14 protein-coding genes and 1 pseudogene are annotated in these 17,076 nt (G+C 54.8%); 2 read left to right on the top strand and 13 right to left on the bottom strand.

Annotated features, from left to right (window positions below; translation table 11 throughout):
- A pseudogene (locus XX99_RS21220) lies at positions 1–185 on the top strand (IS5-like element ISCARN85 family transposase); the annotation flags it as partial.
- A 776-nt stretch (positions 186–961) separates the two neighbouring features.
- On the opposite strand, the gene XX99_RS21215 reads toward XX99_RS21220, so the two are convergent.
- From XX99_RS21215 to XX99_RS27825, 6 genes are all read right to left on the bottom strand, one after another.
- Positions 962–1,441, bottom strand: a complete 480-nt coding sequence (locus XX99_RS21215) for a thiamine pyrophosphate-dependent enzyme (protein WP_050061430.1) — start codon at positions 1,439–1,441, stop codon at positions 962–964.
- The gene (locus XX99_RS21210) at positions 1,422–1,775 is read right to left on the bottom strand and encodes an acetolactate decarboxylase (RefSeq protein WP_197081926.1); all 354 of its coding nucleotides are present in this window, start codon (positions 1,773–1,775) and stop codon (positions 1,422–1,424) included. The genes XX99_RS21215 and XX99_RS21210 overlap by 20 nt, the downstream gene beginning before the upstream one ends.
- A 63-nt stretch (positions 1,776–1,838) precedes the next feature.
- Positions 1,839–2,792 (bottom strand): AEC family transporter, encoded by a 954-nt coding sequence (locus XX99_RS21205; protein WP_050061428.1) that lies wholly within the window; start codon positions 2,790–2,792, stop codon positions 1,839–1,841.
- A 74-nt stretch (positions 2,793–2,866) separates the two neighbouring features.
- Positions 2,867–4,165, bottom strand: a complete 1,299-nt coding sequence (locus tag XX99_RS21200) for a carbohydrate porin (protein ID WP_050061427.1) — start codon at positions 4,163–4,165, stop codon at positions 2,867–2,869.
- Between the two features lie 116 nt (positions 4,166–4,281).
- Positions 4,282–5,727, bottom strand: coding sequence for a class II fumarate hydratase (gene fumC, locus XX99_RS21195; protein ID WP_050061426.1), 1,446 nt, complete (start codon positions 5,725–5,727; stop codon positions 4,282–4,284).
- A gap of 274 nt (positions 5,728–6,001) precedes the next feature.
- Positions 6,002–6,196 (bottom strand): malic enzyme-like NAD(P)-binding protein, encoded by a 195-nt coding sequence (locus XX99_RS27825; protein ID WP_331386723.1) that lies wholly within the window; start codon positions 6,194–6,196, stop codon positions 6,002–6,004.
- 62 nt (positions 6,197–6,258) lie between these two features.
- On the opposite strand from XX99_RS27825, the gene XX99_RS21185 reads away from it, so the two are divergent.
- Positions 6,259–7,287: a GDP-mannose 4,6-dehydratase gene (locus XX99_RS21185; RefSeq protein WP_082125800.1), complete on the top strand. Its 1,029-nt coding sequence runs from the start codon at positions 6,259–6,261 to the stop codon at positions 7,285–7,287.
- A gap of 130 nt (positions 7,288–7,417) precedes the next feature.
- Here the strand turns inward: XX99_RS21185 and XX99_RS21180 are convergent, their stop codons facing one another.
- The 7 genes from XX99_RS21180 to XX99_RS21150 all read right to left on the bottom strand — a co-directional run.
- Entirely contained in the window at positions 7,418–8,683 is a 1,266-nt protein-coding gene (locus XX99_RS21180; protein WP_231581545.1) for a nucleotidyltransferase domain-containing protein, read from the bottom strand.
- 5 nt (positions 8,684–8,688) lie between these two features.
- Positions 8,689–9,057: a hypothetical protein gene (locus XX99_RS28180; RefSeq protein WP_184085344.1), complete on the bottom strand. Its 369-nt coding sequence runs from the start codon at positions 9,055–9,057 to the stop codon at positions 8,689–8,691.
- Positions 9,058–9,131: 74 nt separating this feature from the next.
- Positions 9,132–9,773, bottom strand: coding sequence for a PqqD family protein (locus XX99_RS21170; RefSeq protein ID WP_050061422.1), 642 nt, complete (start codon positions 9,771–9,773; stop codon positions 9,132–9,134).
- Between the two features lie 37 nt (positions 9,774–9,810).
- On the bottom strand, positions 9,811–10,665 hold the full coding sequence (locus XX99_RS21165; protein ID WP_050061421.1) for a hypothetical protein: 855 nt from the start codon (positions 10,663–10,665) through the stop codon (positions 9,811–9,813).
- Positions 10,666–11,014: 349 nt separating this feature from the next.
- Positions 11,015–12,379 (bottom strand): nucleotide sugar dehydrogenase, encoded by a 1,365-nt coding sequence (locus XX99_RS21160; protein ID WP_050061420.1) that lies wholly within the window; start codon positions 12,377–12,379, stop codon positions 11,015–11,017.
- A gap of 75 nt (positions 12,380–12,454) precedes the next feature.
- Entirely contained in the window at positions 12,455–13,474 is a 1,020-nt protein-coding gene (locus XX99_RS21155) for a peptidylprolyl isomerase (RefSeq protein ID WP_082125798.1), read from the bottom strand.
- 24 nt (positions 13,475–13,498) lie between these two features.
- On the bottom strand, positions 13,499–17,076 hold a 3,578-nt coding region (locus XX99_RS21150; protein WP_197081924.1), incomplete at its 5' end, for a beta strand repeat-containing protein.

The raw sequence follows: 17,076 nt of genomic DNA, 5'->3' as shown, positions 1-17,076 counted from the left end.
CGCCTAAATCCAATCGCGTCGATCCCTGGCGCTACGACCGGGCACTCTACAGAAAACGCAACGAAATCGAACGCTTGTTCCGAAGGCTGAAAGGCTTCCGCAGAATCTTCTCCCGCTTCGAGAAACTAGACTGCATCTTCCTCGCCTTCGTCTCCTTCGCTCTCATCGTCGAAGCTCTCAGATAGTGTTAACACGCCCTAGTTGGAATAGCTGTGCAAAGTGCACAAGCTTTGCTCAGCTGTCGCGGTAGCCGTGATTTAGATCAGTCTCTATATACTGCAGAAAGTCATCCTAAACCTTTCATACGTAACGACTTACAGAGCGACATCACATTTGAAACGAGATTTTGCGCCTCAGAGCGTTGCGAGCCCCCGCAACCAATCAAACCAGTGGTTTAGAGAAAATCTCAAAATCGGATTTACTCCCACTGACTCCCAATAAGAAAACGTTACTTATCAGGCCATGCCGAAGCCTTTAGCGGCTTGAGCACCATCGTGACGACTTTTCCGTTCGCTTCCCTCTTCGACTCCGGCATCGCTTGTCCGTATACGGCTGCAAACCGATTCGGCGCTCAAACAGCAGCAACTTTCCCTTACAGGCTAAGGGGCTAACGGTGGATCATCCTTGGCGAGGAGTTGCACGTTCAGTGGGCGCTCGTGCCCGCAGACGGTGCATCGGAGGATGCCAGTGAGGTCCGGCACTCCATCGTGATCATCTCGTCGAGATACCTTTCCGCAACCCGCACAAATGGGACATGAGTCTCTTTGTCTGATTCGAGTTTTTTGGGGATCGTTTGCTCTGCTTCCCGTGACTGAAATCGTCCAGTTTTTGTCTTCTAGTTATCTCGAACCCTCACATCGTTGAATGGATCATTTATTCAGGGGTTACGTGAAATTTCTTGAGCAGCTCCGGGTCCGCTCGACGCTGCCCAAGATCCCAACTAAGAGTCCTGCCCACATCACTACTTGATTGTTCGTTCATCCACTGATTCAAACAGTCTGTGATTGTCGCGATAATCGACGTGTACACCCACTAGAACAGGTCCGGGTGTATCGAATGTCTGCTTCAGCACCGGCTCGATCTGATCCGGTGTCTGAATCATCAGACCTGTTGCACCGAATGCATCCGCATACTTCACGGGATCGACGGGGCCGAACTCGATGCCGGAACCGCGGCCATATTTCTTCTCTTCTTGTACGGCCACCATGTCGTATGAGCCATCGATCCAGATCATATGGACGAGATGCGACTGGAGCCGCACCGCGGTCTCCAACTCCATTGCCGAAAAGAGAAACCCTCCATCGCCTGAGATTGACAGAACCTTTTCGGCTGGACGGACAAGTGTGGCGGCGATCGCCCAGGGAAGGGCGACGCCAAGCGTCTGCTGGCCATTGCTGATTAGAACCTGCCGCGCCCGAAAGCTATAGAGGTGCCGCGCCATCCAGAGATGAAAGAGGAACTTCGACGACCGTGCCGTCTCCCTTTGCCTGGTAGATGTGACCGTCCAGGATGGCCATCTCTCCATCGAGATCCTCAAACGTTCCGAGGCCGAAGTTTCCATGCTGCTTGAGGACACCGGCGGATACCGCCCCCTCATATACTCCCTTCACCAGGGCCCCGGAGGTGGATACCTGAAAGAGCGTGTGCAACGGCACGTTCAAGCAGTGAGCGAGTGTGCTGGAGACGAGCTGCGCAACGGACTGTCCTGTGCTGCGGGCCTGATTAGCGAGGGCTATTTCGAGCGATCGTGGAATTGGGATATTCAGCATTGGCATATCAAAATCCTTCGTTGCAATCCTTTCGGTTAAGGTATCCGCGGCGCGAGAGATTGAGCCTCTCTACCGACCGAGCGCCATCGTTATAGGAACAGTAATTAAAAGCGAAACTGTCGAGAGAAGCAGAATGGATGCTGCTTCGGCTTCGAGGGCTTTATATTTTGCAGCGAACAGCACAACGGCGGTTGCCATGGGGAAGCTGGTACAAACAAGAGCCTCGCGGGCAAAAGGACTGCTCACCTGCAGCAATTGAAAGAGCGCGAAGAGAACCGCGGTCTGCACTGTTATGCGGCCTAGCGTCCCGAGAAGTACCATCTTCGACAGGTGGAACTCGTGAGCAGCCAATGTAAGACCTACGGTAAAGACGGCTACTCCTGAGGTCGCCGAGCCAATCATCTCGAAAGAGCTGGCGACTGCCACCGGAATGTGGAAGCCGATGAGCACGACGAGAATTCCAAGTACCGGAGCCCACAACAGAGGAGACTTGAGTCCTGCTTTGAGTCCCCCGATCGCAGGTGAAGATTGAGGTGCTTTTCCTGGAGCGCTCGCAATTGTCGTTGCGCCGTTAATCTCCAGAAAGATGATCGCCATCGGCATCACAAGATTGATCGCCAGAGCGACGAGACCCACGGTTCCCGCGCTTGTATCTCCTAGGAGCGGTTGAAGCACAGCGATCCCAAAGACAGGAGTTGCCGAGCTGGATAGCATCAGAGCGCAGATAATAGCGCCGGCCCCCTTCAAAGACTCGATGCGCCGTAGAACAAGCAGAGCAATCAGGAAGAGCCCAACATGCGCCAGTAATAAAGCAAGCACAAGTCTTCCCTGTTGCAAAAGAAGATCTCTCCGGATATCCGTCATACTGACGAACAAGGCAGCGGGCAAGGCAAACCCAAGTGCTAGTTTGCTGAATCCCGCCGCCTGAATAACATCGAAGGCGTGGCGCTTCCCCGCGACGTACCCAAGGGCGAGAACGAAGAACACGGGGAGCAGAGCTCCGACCAATCCCGCAATGTTCATCAAAAACCTTTCTTACCTCTGAAATATCCTTAAACTTTGGAAAGACAACTTTATTTGAGATCTGACCTGCGCTGTCAGAATTCGATCTTGGTTCGAAACCCAAAGACCACCGCACGTTGAACACCGCCGCCCACGTTCGCGTAGTACTGAATCACCGGCTGCACATACATCATGGGGAGCACATCGAGCAGACTGTTGAACTCGACGCCGTACTCCGGCTTCCACGCAGGCATGCCCATGGAAACAAAGTTGGAGCTCTGGCTAGTTCGGACATACCCCAGCGACATCGTGTTGTGAAAAGGGACAGGTAACGGCTCGTTGAAGCGAAGACCGGCTGTCAACTGACGGTCTTCGTGGTTCACGTCGGCAGGACTCCAATCGTAAGAGACCGTTCCGTCGAGTCCTCTCGCCTCGCGCGGATCTGCGCGCCAGAGGGCCTGGTTTGCCATCCAATAGAGAAGGTAGTTGCCCGAACGTAAGGTAGTGCTCGTGGGGTTTGTGAATTTGCCTGGATTGTATGCGGCGCCAAAACGGTAGAGCCCGGAGTATCCCTTGCGACCCTCGACGTTATCGAATGCTCGTGCTGTAGTTGCGTTCTTGCCGGGGCTGAAGCCGATCTCCGAGATGCTCATCGGCGCACCGCGAAACTGGGGAACCAGGCCGGTCGGGTTGTGTGCGTACTGGAATCGGTCGGCTGCCAGCACCATAGACTTTACATAGAAGTGTTGAATTGGAATGACGCGAAGCTCCATTGCCGGGGTCGAAGGCGGATCGAAGCTCTCGAAGGTCGTCGACAGATTACCGAGTGCATACCCCAACGGCTCGAAGATGTAGGACGCGGCATAGTGTTGAGCCCCGTAAAAGTCTTGACCCGCAAACTGTCCGATGCGTATCGCTACGTGCTCGTCCCTGATCCGCTTTTCCAGCCACCACGAGTCAAGGCGAAAGGTATTTCCGCTCGACAAGCCGCTCGGGCTCGTCAGCAAACCCAGGTAATTGCCGAGAATTGCTCCGCCCTGCCAAAGCGCGGTCGCATGGAAGTACAGCCCGTCCTGACCGATCAAAGAACCGAAGTCGATATCGACGGTGCCGCGAACTCGGTCAAACGCGGCGAGCCGTTCCTTCTGCACGCTCTTGATATTCCACAAGAAATCGCTGATGTACTGGAAGTCGAAATTGACGCCCTTTTCTGCCAGGCTAGTTCGCTCGCCTCCCCAATCTCCAAAGAGGTGGCCATGAGGACCTTGTCCAATTTCACGGCTATCAGGGCCGCCCAACGTCTCCTCCTTCGTGGTCTGGGAGCGCGCGGGAGCGATGGCTCCGAATAGTGCCACCAGGAAGAGAGTCAAAACATACGTATTTCGCACGGTCATGAACGTTTCATTACTCAAAAGGAGATCAAGATGCCAGTAGGGCATGAATTGCAGGTGACACAGCCTGTATGGACGATGAGGACTTCATCCCCATCGTCCATACAGGCTGAAAAGGGCTAGTCGTTGGGAAAGACCATTTTCTTCGGATCGACAACCTGGTCGAAGGTCTTCTCGTCGATCCAGCCGGTTGCCAGCGCCGCCTGCTTGAGAGTTGTCTCTTCATCAAGAGCCTTGTGCGCGATCTTCGATGCCTTGTCGTAGCCGATGACCGGACTGAGCGCGGTCACAAGCATCAGCGAGTTCTGCACAAAGTTCGCGATGCGCTTTTCATTCAGCGTGGTTCCTTCGACCGAAAAAACTCTAAACTTCTCGCACCCGTCAGCCAGAATGCGCGCCGAATGAAGGAAGTTGTTGATGATGATGGGGCGCATCGCATTCAACTCGAAGTTGCCTTGCGAGCCCGCGAACGCTACCGCCGAGTCATCGCCGATGACCTGGATGCAGATCATGACCATGGCTTCACATTGGGTCGGGTTCACTTTGCCGGGCATGATGGAAGATCCGGGTTCGTTCGCTGGGAGTATCAGTTCACCAAGCCCGCAGCGTGGCCCAGAGGCAAGCCAGCGCATATCGTTGGCAATCTTCATGAGCGCAACCGCGAGCGAGCGCAGCGCAGCATGTGCATTGACCATGGCGTCAAGCGAACCTTGCGCCGCAAACTTATTCGGTGCCGTAATAAAGGGCAACCCTGTCAGATCAGCAATCTTTGCCGCGATCTCTTCCGCAAATTGAGGAGGAGCATTGAGTCCGGTTCCAACCGCTGTCCCGCCCGCCGCCAGCTCATAGATTCCATGCAGGGAGTAATCGATCAAACGAGCCGAATCGCGAAGCTGAACAGCGTAGCCCGACCACTCCTGACCTACCGTGAGGGGCACGGCGTCTTCCAGATGCGTGCGGCCGATCTTGACGACGTGATACCACTGCTTCGCCTTCTCCTCGATCGCCGCAGCGAGGGCTTCCACCCTGGGCAACAGATACTTCTTGACCTCAAGAGCGCTGGCGATGTGCATCGCTGTCGGGAAGGTATCGTTCGACGACTGCGCCATATTGACATGGTCGTTGGGGTGAATCGGAGCCTTGCTCCCCAGTTCTCCGCCAAGCAGTTGAATCGCGCGGTTGGAGATAACCTCGTTGACATTCATGTTCGACTGCGTGCCTGAGCCGGTCTGCCACACATAGAGTGGAAACTCGCTGTCCAGTTTTCCAGTGATGATCTCGTCAGCGACGTGCGAGATGGCATCAGCCCTCCACGGTTCCAGACGACCGGCCGCCGAGTTCACCAGAGCCGCTGCCTTTTTTACGTAGCCGTAGGCGTGGTAGACCTGCTTCGGCATGTGGTCATCGCCGATAGCGAAGTGGATCAGGGAACGCTGCGTCTGCGCGCCCCAGTAGTGGTTTGCAGGAACCTCAATCTCGCCCATAGAATCGGATTCCTTGCGCTCGCCAATTACGTCGATACCGATGGAGACATGTTCCAACTGATGCACTTCCTGAGTAGCCATAAATCACCGTACCATTTCCAGTCATTTAAGGTATTGCTGGTCTTCTCGTAGACCTCGCTCGACCCATCTTGAGAGGGTTGAACGAGAGGCAACATTCAGTCTCTTTGGCGCTCGTACGGAAGATAGACCGGCTTCCAGATGTATGCCCGGAGCTCGTGTTCGAAGGTCTTCTCGTCTGCCACTCCGGCGATGCCTTTGCAGAGGTCATGATCATCGCGTCAGAGACATGCTTCGCCTTCGACGCGAGAATGCCCAGTGCCAGCCAAGGAAAAATTTAGGAGTTGTTGGTCTGCGCGAAATGAAAGGTTCGTCCGTTCATTTCAGCGGGAGGAAAAGGGATCCCCGTGCCGATCAGTGCCCGTCCATCCGTCCATTTGAGCAAATCTTCAGGGACAGCCTCATAGCGAGACGTGGGATTCGGCAAAGGGGAGATAATCGGACGGCCCGAATGCCTGGCCATCTCGCGCACCACCTCTTACAATGTTCTGACAACTATTCTTTCGAATAGCGATTGTAGATCGCGAGGTTGGAGTGGCGGGATTCTGGAAGGGCAAGACCGTTTTTGTGACGGGTGCCACGGGGCTTATGGGTGGCTGGCTGGTGAAGGAACTGGTGGGTCACGGCGCGCAGGTGGTGGCACTCGTGCGAGATCTCACGCCCAAAAGCATGCTGGTTCGCTCAGGGCTGTTGAACGAGATCACGGTTGTGCCGGGCGAGCTGGAGTCTCTGCCGGTTTTGCAGCGCGCAATTGCCGAGTACGAGCCGCACACGGTTTTTCATATCGCGGCGCAACCGCTGGTAGCGGTCGCGAAGCGCGATCCGGTGGGAACCCTCAAGGCCAACGTGATGGGCACGTGGAATGTTCTAGAGGCATGCCGCCTGACAGGGCGTTCGAACGTGGTGATGGCGTCGTCGGATAAGGCCTATGGGGAAAGTGACACGTTGCCCTACAAGGAGACTCATCCTCTGCAGGGGCGATATCCCTATGAGGTGTCCAAGTCGTGCGCCGATTTGATCGCACAGATGTACGCGGCGACCTATGGGCTGCGTGTGGCGATTGCCCGCTGTGGAAATCTGTTCGGCGGCGGCGATTTGAATTTCAACCGCACGTTTCCGGGGGTAATCAAGGCTACGCTGGCAGGTGAGCGGTTTGTGATCCGCAGTGACGGAAAGTTTGTCCGGGATTCTCTGTATGTAAAGGATGCGGCCGCGTCGTATATGACTTTGGGCGAGCGGCTCGCCGAGGATCCATCAATATCAGGCGAAGCTTTCAATTTCAGCCTGGAGCAGCGCCTCACGGTGCTGGAGACCGTAGAGATGACGCTGAACATTATGGGGCGGACAGATCTTGTGCCAGTGATTCAGAATATCGCGAGCGCGGAGATTCGCGAGCAGTATCTGGATGCAAGCAAGGCGCGGGAGCGCCTAGGCTGGAAGCCTCGGTATGCGATGGATGAGGCTATTCGGGAGACGGTCGAGTGGTATCGGGAGCACTTTGCGGCGCAGGATCATACAGCAGGAGTAGAGCCGAGCATGCGCAATGCAGTGGCCGCGCGATGACTCTATGGCTGCAGACGACAACCGCTCTTCCTTGATTAACGCAAGCCGTACAGAATATCTAATGTTCTTACGGCACAGCGTATGTCATCTGCAGAGCGCCGGGAGGCGGCTGCGGTGACTATCCCGAAATTCATCTTCCGCGTATCAGTTGCGCGGTTAGCTGCACAAGCGACGCAGGTCCATAAGTAGCAAGGAGCCGAAAGGGCCGAACAAGCCAGTAGAGAGAGTCGGGCAAGGTGCGCGGCAAAATGTATTGCCGATCATTCATGGTCGGCCTGAATCGCCCTGCCAGCATGCCCATCCGATCTGTAAAACTCTCTCGAGAGCGAATCCGAACTACATCGGTGCGCCAAGAGATACTGCCAACAGGATCATTTGAAGAAGCAGAGATCGTATTGCTTGCTTCGCAATATTTTTCTGCCAATTGGCCAGCCAAAACAGAAACAGTCTGATCTTGTGCGATTGCTTCCACTACACAATCTGGAAGCGGCATATCAAACAGCTGCTGCACCAAGGCCAACGGCACCAGTACCATCCGTTTCCGCGAGAGTTTCTCCGCATGCGAGAGCAAAGCGTTCCAGTTTAATTCGGAGAAAGTGTGGATCGCCGCAGCGATATCACAGACCCATTTCAACGAGTCCCATTCGTGCCGAAAGCCGTGCAGGGCGAGGAGAAAAAAGATCTGCTCCGGGGAGGGCAACGGCATTTGCCGCTTGAGAAGCGTGATGGTGGAAGCAGGTTCCCAGAGGTTCACACTGGAAAGATACTGGTCGAACCACGGTTCGCATGCGGACCAATGCAGTTCCAGACGCACACTCGTTTGCGAATGAATCAGCTCAACATCTTTGTAATTGAGGCGAATTTCTTCGCTGGGGACGGCCTTCGATTTTTCGGAGAGAACGTAGCCCCGATCCATCAAGAGCTTGAAAAGCTCTGCCGCCTGGGACTTCTCAATAAAGATGTCCAAATCAGCAATCTGGCGAGCGGCAAGATTGCCATACAACGCTAGAGTCCAAACAGGACCTTTGAACGGAACAGCTGTGAGTCGTGACTCCTCGAAGAGTTCGAATAGGTCATTCAATTCGGAGGCAAGAGCGAGATTTTGAGCGACCACCGATCTGCAGTGGTTTTCAAGCCATTGCTGCACCCGGTGAGGAACACCAGATACATTCTGTAATCCGATTCCGAGTAAAGGAACCACGTCGTGGCGACGGGCTAGCGTGAGGAGGACTGGCCAACAGACTCCCTCAGCACTTATGAGATCGGATTCAACGGCTTTATTCGTGTGAAGAGCCCGCCGTAAGCATCTCAGCAGTAGTTCGTAGTTCCCGTATGCGTCCACACTCTCATGCTGGCGAACATAGTTCGTGTCAATTTGGAGAGTACCCAAAGCCATTCCTGCTATCTCGGGATTTGGTGCTCGATGACGGGAACGATATCGGACGGTATGTAGCATGAAAGACCGCCGTGCCCACCTCGGGAGAGAGAGACGATGACGATCTGGCTCGCCGGCAGAAGATCAACGGGAGTTCCCTGCTTGACCATCATTACTCTTCGCTGAGCAACCATATCCAACAACAACGTCCGGTCCCGCCCGCGGACCGCGGCATAAAGGGGATTCGCATCTCCAGCATCCACGGCGCATGGCAAAGTAAAAGGCAGACGCAGGGTTGCCGGAGACAGCGCAACAGTGACGTGTTTCGCTGCACGCGTCTGCTTCCAATGCCATAAACAACAGACGAATAGAATCACAGCGATGACACCCGCCATCGCAATAAGTACTATCCGTCTACGCGCGCCACTTCCGAAGCCGATCATGTTTTCTCAATCCCCGCAACGCCCAATTAGAGAGGTGGTAGTCCAAGCGCAGCCAATACGCCGTTGAAGTCCGTCGCGGCCGCTGTAAACTGCGCCTGGGCACCGGCTTTATTGCCCAAGATCTGATCAACCAGGCCCTGGTTGCCTGCGGCGATAGCGGCGTTAAGGTCTTTCTGAGCCGTTGCGTTGTTCGCATAGGCATTCGCGTTTTTCGCGATGTCCGCTTCGATCAGCTGCAATTCCGACACATATTGTTGGGGGTTGCCCGCTGCCGGCGAACTAGCCATGGCAGGTGTCGGCGCCACGACGGAAACAACAAACGGCACGAGCGCAGCTGAAGCACCGGCAAGCCCGAGTTTCCGTATAACTTCACGCCGAGACGTGTGCTCTGCGATTCGATTCACGTCTATGGGTGCTTCGATCAAACCTGCTGTCTCCAACTCTTCAAGCGCGAGAAGTACAACACTGCGATCCTTCGGAATACCCAAGCGGTCGTGAAGAATGCCTGCGATCTCATCAATGGATTTGTCGCCATCTGCGGCCTCCCAAACCATCGCTACTGTCTTGTTCAGGCTATGGGCCCGATGATTAGCTTTATCGTAGAGAATAGTTTCGTTAGCCAAGCTCTCAGTGAAGATATTGTCTCGAATCGCGCGTGGATTATTCATTTGGTATCCCTCCGTCCATTTTTGTGATGGTCTATCTCTATCTATCTTCGATCGTGCTCTGGTCGATAGATCGAACTATGTGTTGCGTTGCGTAACCCGCATCCCCTCGATCCGATTCCAAGCCTATGGCCGAAACCACTGCGTTCTTCAGTGCATGAATCGAGAGTTCAGCCTGTTGTCGAACTGCTACCGTATTTTGGAGCAACGCTAATAAAGTTTCACCTTCGGTCAGGAGGCGGGGTTGCCAGACTCCAGTCTGGTCAAACTTGGTGCACAAGACTAATCCCACTGGCAAAGGCAGCAACGAGTCGTTATACGCCCAATTACCTTCAAAATATCCTGTTCTCGCAACATCCGGCCGCAGTCGCAGCGGTCGTTGGAATGCATGAACGTATCCCAAGGCATCGATCACCGCGTATTCATCTGAATAGTAAGTGGCCCCTGCATTGACAAGGCCCATGACCATAGTGCTCTTGCCGCTGCGCGATCTCCCGGGCAGAAGAACTGCCTTTCCTTTCCACGAGACAACGCCGGCATGCACGAAAACAAACTGCTGGGCATTCGCGGCCACATATTGATGAACACGCGATTCCAGGGTACGCGCCGCGATCTCAACGTCAGCGCACCATGACAGCCGAACTCCGTTCTCGCTCACTACAAACTGCGTTCTCCCGTCGGCAGATTGCGTTTCTCCGAAGCCGAATATCACGGGCGAGGAGTCGACGGAATAATCGGCTTCACCGCCCGGGATCAACGGGGTCGGGAGATAGCGAGCGAGTGTCTCTGTGGTTGCCAGCCCGACTCGAACACCATAGGCCGAGTACGAAACTACCAACTCTTCCGGCGATTTATCCGAAGCCGCGACGTGTGAATTTACGAAAGAAGTCTGCACCCTATTCTCCATAGTTCCGAGCATCACTTCTGCAATGACATCCAGGTCGGGCTATTCGCGAATCAAGGAGGAGTTTATGTTTTGATCAACTAACGAACAACAAAACTATACCTGCTGCAAACTAAAATGAACATGTAATAAACGGGCAATCGATGTCTCATTTGACTGCACGAGAATATTTTTTTAGTAGTTTATTTTTTATGATCGAACGGCGATAGACGAAGCCATCCGAAGACGCCGGCAACCGATTGCTGTCGCGACGAGGAAACTATTTATTGACCAACATGGTTAGTTCGAGCTTGAAATCAGAGAACGCATAACGCCGAGGCATCTGGGAATCGAATTCAATCTAACAACGCACTATTTTCGGACTTAGAATTCCCCTGGTCGCATTCCGTGTGTCAACCACCAATTGCGATTCCTCTACAATTGAGCCGTAGTCATAGCTGGAATGGTCAGTGACAATCAAAACGCAGTCGTATTCTTCAAGATGATCCAGTGGCGCACAGCTCATCTGTAAATCATATTTACGCCCTTTGCCAATGGATGGAATATAAGGATCGTTATAACTGATTGTCACTCCTTCCTTCCGTAATAGCTCAATAATCGTCAACGCCGGTGACTCTCGAAGGTCGTCGATGTCCTTCTTGTAGGCCACACCCAGCAACATGACGTGTGCTCCGTTCAGAGCCTTCTTCTGCTTGTTTAGCGCGGCCGCCAGAGAAGCGACGACGTGGTAAGGCATCCCGACGTTGATTTCTCCCGCAAGTTCGATGAACCGTGTGCAGAAGTCAAACTCTTTCGCCTTCCAGGAAAGATAGAACGGATCGATCGGTATGCAATGGCCGCCTAATCCAGGGCCCGGGTAGAAGGGCTGATATCCGAAGGGCTTGGTTGCCGCTGCATCGATCACTTCCCATATATCCAGTCCCATGCGCAAGCATAGGAGTTTCAATTCGTTGACCAGGGCGATATTCACGCATCGATAAATGTTTTCCAGCAGTTTCGTCATCTCCGCTGCCGCCGGTGAAGAGACCTGCACGACACGATTGAATATCGCTCCGTAGAGGCTTGCAGCAAGCTCTGCGGCTTGCGGATCCAAACCGCCTACTATCTTCGGAATGTCACGGCGAGCGACGGTGGTATTTCCGGGATCCTCCCGCTCCGGGGAAAAAGCAACGAAGAACTCTCCGGCCGTTTCAGATGTAACGTCGTGCCGAGCCGCCTTCAATCCCTTCTGATTCTCTCTTTCGAGAATTGGTACAAGGAGTTCCTCCGTCGTCCCTGGGTATGTCGTGCTTTCCAGAATCACCAACTGACCAGCTCGCAAGTGCGGCGCGATCGCACGGGCAGTATTGATGATGAAGCTTGTGTCCGGCCCCTGATGCTCATTGAGCGGCGTCGGAACGCAGATAATGATGGCATCCATCTCTGCCAAACGTTGAAATTCGGATGTTGCCGCAAATTCCTTCGCTCGCGCCTCCTGAATTTCTTCGGTCGCGATTCGATAGATATAGGATTTCCCTTCGGTGAGCGAATCGATCTTGCGCTGGTCGATGTCAAATCCGGTGACGGGGAAACCTTCCCCCACATACAGGAGTGACAGTGGCAGCCCAACGTAACCGAGACCTATGACTCCGACTTTTGCTTCGCGCTTTTCTATTTGGGATTTTAGCTGATAGCCTTGTGTGGCTTGTATGACGGGAATAATCATGACGTTATAAGTTGTCCGATGTTGTAGGGTTGATATTTGAGGTTTGGAGCGCCCGACTTGTTAGTAATAAAACGGCTATCGCAAGAAATAGCTTGCGTCAAGCGTAGGAGTTACAGAGTCTTCGATATCTTGCATTTCGTCCTGCATTCTTAGAGAACGCAGAGTTGCTTTGATTTCATCCCGAGCCTGCTCCAGGGAAATTGCATACTTGGCCTTGATTCGATAAATGGCATATCCATTCGGGTCTCGAAGGACGACGGAAATTTCGCCAGACTTCAAATCCATAACCGAGATTTGGCTAGGCGGCAGCGAGGTGCGCCTGATCTCCATGGCAGTATTGGGCGCAGCGCTCTTAATTCCCGCGGCAAGGTAAGCATCCGCCTGAAGTTTGGCAAAATCTTCTCCCGCGGCGGCGCGTGCACGTAGATCGTCAGCTTCTGTCCTCATGATTCGCTCAGACTCTTGGGAGAGTCTTTGTCTGTCGACATCAGGCAGCTTCTCTTCGCCGGCCAACGGCAACTGTTGAGCTCTTGGAACATAGATTCTATCTACTTCTGCCCTCTCAAACCGCGCCGTGTTTTTTTGATAATAGTCCTGGAGATCCTGGTCGGAAATTTGTGAAGTTTTCGCTTGCATCACTTTTTTGAAGTCGTTGGATAATACTTCGATGCGAGCGATGCGAATCTGTTCTTCATAGTTTTCCCCTTTGTCCAGGCCCATTTGCTCGGCCTTCTTGGTCATTACCAGAGCATCGGCGTAATGCAGTGCGAACTCTCGGCGAGCGCGTGCCGGCATATTAGGTTGGACTGCTGCAATTATTTTTTCGAATTGAGCCCGGGTTATCACGGTTTCACAATTGGTGGCCTTGGCATTGCCCTTTGGGCGCTTATCACAGAGGCCGGCTATCGTGATCAACGGTTTATCGGGTCCAACATTTGTTTTCTGTGCGAGGCTTCGATCTCTGGAAGTAGTCTCCACATTGGCCGGAGCCGAGCCGGCGGTGGGCTGAGTCGATGGCGTTGTTGATGCCTCTCTCGCCAACTGCCCCCAAGAGAGAGATCCAAGCAACAGGTAAAGTAGCCCGTATCGTGTCATATCAACTCCGTTTGCATTTTTAATCTACTGCGCGGGTGCGAACGAGGCCATAACGACACCCGTGGGCAGCGTGCCATCCGAGAGAGTTGTCATGCTGACACTTCCGGCGGGAGAAACTGGGGATGCGCTGCCTGCGAAAATCCCTGCTCCATTAAATGCTGCATCGATAAGAATGGGGCTTGAACCTGCTCCAGGAGTCAGATGGCTATACGACCATGCCCCTTCCACGACGAGCGCCCCAGCAGCAGAAGTTGTCAAGGATGTAGTGAGAGATGTACTCGTAGCTGAAGCCGTATTCGTTGTGAGAGCATCCGGCTCGGACGTTTGCCTTATGTTGGACCAGGACGACGCCTGCGAGATAAGGTAATGCGAGCTACCCGCGGTGACAACAATGTTATTGGCTCCACTGGCTGGATTTAACAGGTAGTAGAGGTATTCCCATCTGTTCGATGGCGCTTGTACTTTTCCTACCAAGGTGAGCTGAACGCCGGCATAGGTTATGGAGGATATGTCGTCTACTGATGTATCGCCGACCACATTGACGATGAGCAGCCGGTTGGCGCCAATTCCAACGGTATAAGAATAGGTGAGCGATGTTGATGACCCGCCGTTGTTTCCACCGTCGGCCGCGTTGTCGTAGGTTATGGCCGGGGTTCCGCTGGGCGTGAGAGAGAACGATGCCATGATGGTGGAGGCTGAGTCCTGTCCACCCCATGTGTTTTCCATCGAAACCGGGAAAGCCGGTGTGACCGGAGATGGAATGCTCGAGAACAATCCGAGACTTTGGAAGGCTGAATCGACCACCAATTGAGAAGATCCGGTGCTAGGAAGAACGCCAAGCGGCGACCAGATACCCTCCAGAACAATTGCATTGCTGGAACTGGCCGGCAAGGATGTGATGATAGATACGCCGGAGCCCTGTCCACTCTGGGTCGCTGTGTTCGTGGTGTATGCCATCGGTTGAGCCGATTGCGCGATATTGAACCATGATGATGCTTCCGATATCAGGTAATGAGCGCTCGCCGAGGCGATAGCGATGTTATTCGCGCCTGACGCGGGACTCAATAGATAATAAAGATAATGCCATCTTTGGCCCGGGGTCTGGAGCTTCGTGACCAGGGTCATTGGCGATCCGGCATAGGCGACAGATGAGATGTCGTCCACTGAGGTGTCGCCGACTAAGTCGACGAGTAGGAGCCGGTTCGAATTTGTTCCAACAGTATACGAATAGGTGAGCGATGCGGTGCTTCCGCCGTTATTCCCGCCGTCCGCCGCGTTGTCAAATCCCGCCGGAATGCTGACCGCCGAGACTACAGAGTAAGGACCATAAACACTGTTGGCATCTTCGGCTCGAACTCGGTAGCTGTAGGCTGTGTTAGCAACTGCCGAGGCATCAGTATAGGACGTGCTGGATGTGGCGGCAATCTGGGCGAAGCTGGAGCAGCCAGTTCCAGTACACCTCTCAATCGAATACTGGCTGATCGAGCCTCCATTTTCGGCCGCTGCATCCCACGACAGGTTTCTTGCCGCGGTGGCGGCGAAATTCGATACGATATGCGGCATCACTGGAGTGAGCGCCAGGACATTGGAATATCCACTGAATGTTCCGCTCGAGCTTTCGGCGCGAACCCTGTAGTTGTACCCGGTTCCCGGCGAGATGGAGGTGTCAGTATATGTCAGCGTGCCACCGGCGACGCTGCCGATCTGGCTGAAATTGGAGCATCCCAAGCCCGAACATCTCTCAATGAGGTAGTTGGCGATAACAGCTCCTGTCGACGCGGCCCAGGAGAGTGTCGCTTCATTTGGTGCAGGCGCGATTGCCGCGATGACGGTCTGCCAAAAGTCGCTGTTGGAAGCCGTGAAGTTGGTGTTATAACTGCCGACGCTGGGCGCTCTTCCAGTCTCGGCATTGAAGTTCGTTCCTGCGGAAGCCGCCTGTGCTGTATATCCTGCGCCGGCCGTGTAGGTATTGGCATTAAATCCCTTGACGATACCCAGGAGCAGGTCGTTCGGCTGGGAGGTTATCAGTGGGCTGCTGACAATATTTTGAGCGACTGTTCCGTTGTCCCCAGTGATGAAGCTATAGGCATCGATTGGGGAGTAGGCATTGTCTCCTGAAAATGCGGAGATCGACATTACCAGAGGCTCGGACTGGCTGAGTCCGACGGTTATCGTATGACTGCTTCCAGTTGTTGCATTGGGAGCGTAAAAGAATTCACCTTCCATCGGATAATTTTCAAGTGCGACTTTGTAAGCTGGCCCGACCAAAGGGAGCCATGTATTACCGTAGCTGTCGGTGATCGTAAAGATCGTGTTGTTATGACACCCCAGGAACATAAGGAGTAGATCTGCCCCGGTACTGTTGAAGGCCGATGATGTAAAGGATGTACCAGCATTCGCGTTAAGGTATTCCTGCCCGGTGACATAGGTCGGAACGGTAGTCCCCGCAAGCGCGCCAGCGAAGGCGGCGGGAGCGGTGATTCCGGAGCTAACTACATAGGTAAAGCCGCTGGCCAGGCTTCCGCTCTGCGAACCGACGCTGTTGGTCACCGTCACTGTCGACGCTCCGGCGCTGCCTGCGGGCGTGGTCGCGGTGATGGTCGTGCTGTTGACCACCACTACGTTCGTTGCGGCCGCTGTGCCGAACTTCACCGCTGCGCCCGCCGCAAAGTTCGTGCCCGTAATGGTCACCGCGGTGCCGCCCGAATTCGAACCGCTGTTCGGACTCACGCTGCTCACCGTTGGCTGGCCTACATAAGTAAACGCAGCAGACAGGCTGCCGCTCTGGCCGCCAGAATTCGTCACCGTCACGGTTGCTGCTCCGGCGCTGCCCGCCGGTGCGGTTGCGGTGATCGTCGTGCTGTTCACCACCACCACGTTCGCCGCTGCCGAGCCGCCGAACGTCACCGTTGCGCCCACGGCGAAATCCAGTCCAGTGATCGTCACCGCTGTGCCGCCTGATGCCACACCGCTGCTGGGACTCACACTGCTTACCGCCGGACCAGCGGTGTAAGTGAAGCCACCAGTCAGGCTGCCGCTCTGGCCGCTCGCGTTGGTCACGGTCACCGTCGCCGCTCCGGCGCTGCCCGCGGGCGCGGTCGCCGTGATGGTCGTGCTGCTCACCACCACCACGTTCGTTGCGGCTGCTGTGCCGAAGGTCACCGTTGCCCCCGAGGCGAAGTTCGTCCCGGTAATGGTCACCGCTGTGCCGCCGCCGGTCGAGCCGCTGTTCGGACTCACGCTGCTCACCGTTGGCGCTGGAACGGATGCGGCTGAGAAGGTCACCATCTGCATGACCCACGCGCCGGCCGAGGTTAACGCCGCCGTCGCGCTGTTGCTGCCTGCCGTGGTCACCGTCTTGTCTTCCGCGATATCTTCATCCGGCGTGGTGATGATCCGCGATGTAAACCCGCTGCCCGCCGCCGCTGTCGCCGTCGCCACCAGGTCCGCTCCGAAGATCAGCTCATTCGCGCTGGTCGTCGTCGCAGCGCCGCTGCTCGCTGTCGCGCTGCTTCCGCTCGCGCCCGCCGTCACATCGAGCGCCGTCACTCCCCGATACTCCAGGATGCGGATATCCGGATAGGACGCCGCCTGGCTGAAGG

The organism is Silvibacterium bohemicum, assembly GCF_001006305.1.
GTDB classification, from domain to species: domain Bacteria; phylum Acidobacteriota; class Terriglobia; order Terriglobales; family Acidobacteriaceae; genus Silvibacterium; species Silvibacterium bohemicum.
This window is presented reverse-complemented; position numbering and strand designations above follow the sequence as displayed.

Bases quoted from the DNA above. Each gene is read 5' to 3' on its own strand.
- XX99_RS21215 (WP_050061430.1), bottom strand. From the start codon at position 1,441: ATGGCGCGGCACCTCTATAGCTTTCGGGCGCGGCAGGTTCTAATCAGC.
- fumC (WP_050061426.1), bottom strand. From the start codon at position 5,727: ATGGCTACTCAGGAAGTGCATCAGTTGGAACATGTCTCCATCGGTATC.
- XX99_RS28180 (WP_184085344.1), bottom strand. From the start codon at position 9,057: ATGGCGGGTGTCATCGCTGTGATTCTATTCGTCTGTTGTTTATGGCAT.
- XX99_RS21210 (WP_197081926.1), bottom strand. From the start codon at position 1,775: ATGCCAATGCTGAATATCCCAATTCCACGATCGCTCGAAATAGCCCTC.
- XX99_RS21205 (WP_050061428.1), bottom strand. From the start codon at position 2,792: ATGAACATTGCGGGATTGGTCGGAGCTCTGCTCCCCGTGTTCTTCGTT.
- XX99_RS21155 (WP_082125798.1), bottom strand. From the start codon at position 13,474: ATGACACGATACGGGCTACTTTACCTGTTGCTTGGATCTCTCTCTTGG.
- XX99_RS21180 (WP_231581545.1), bottom strand. From the start codon at position 8,683: ATGGCTTTGGGTACTCTCCAAATTGACACGAACTATGTTCGCCAGCAT.
- XX99_RS21170 (WP_050061422.1), bottom strand. From the start codon at position 9,773: ATGAATAATCCACGCGCGATTCGAGACAATATCTTCACTGAGAGCTTG.
- XX99_RS21200 (WP_050061427.1), bottom strand. From the start codon at position 4,165: ATGACCGTGCGAAATACGTATGTTTTGACTCTCTTCCTGGTGGCACTA.
- XX99_RS21160 (WP_050061420.1), bottom strand. From the start codon at position 12,379: ATGATTATTCCCGTCATACAAGCCACACAAGGCTATCAGCTAAAATCC.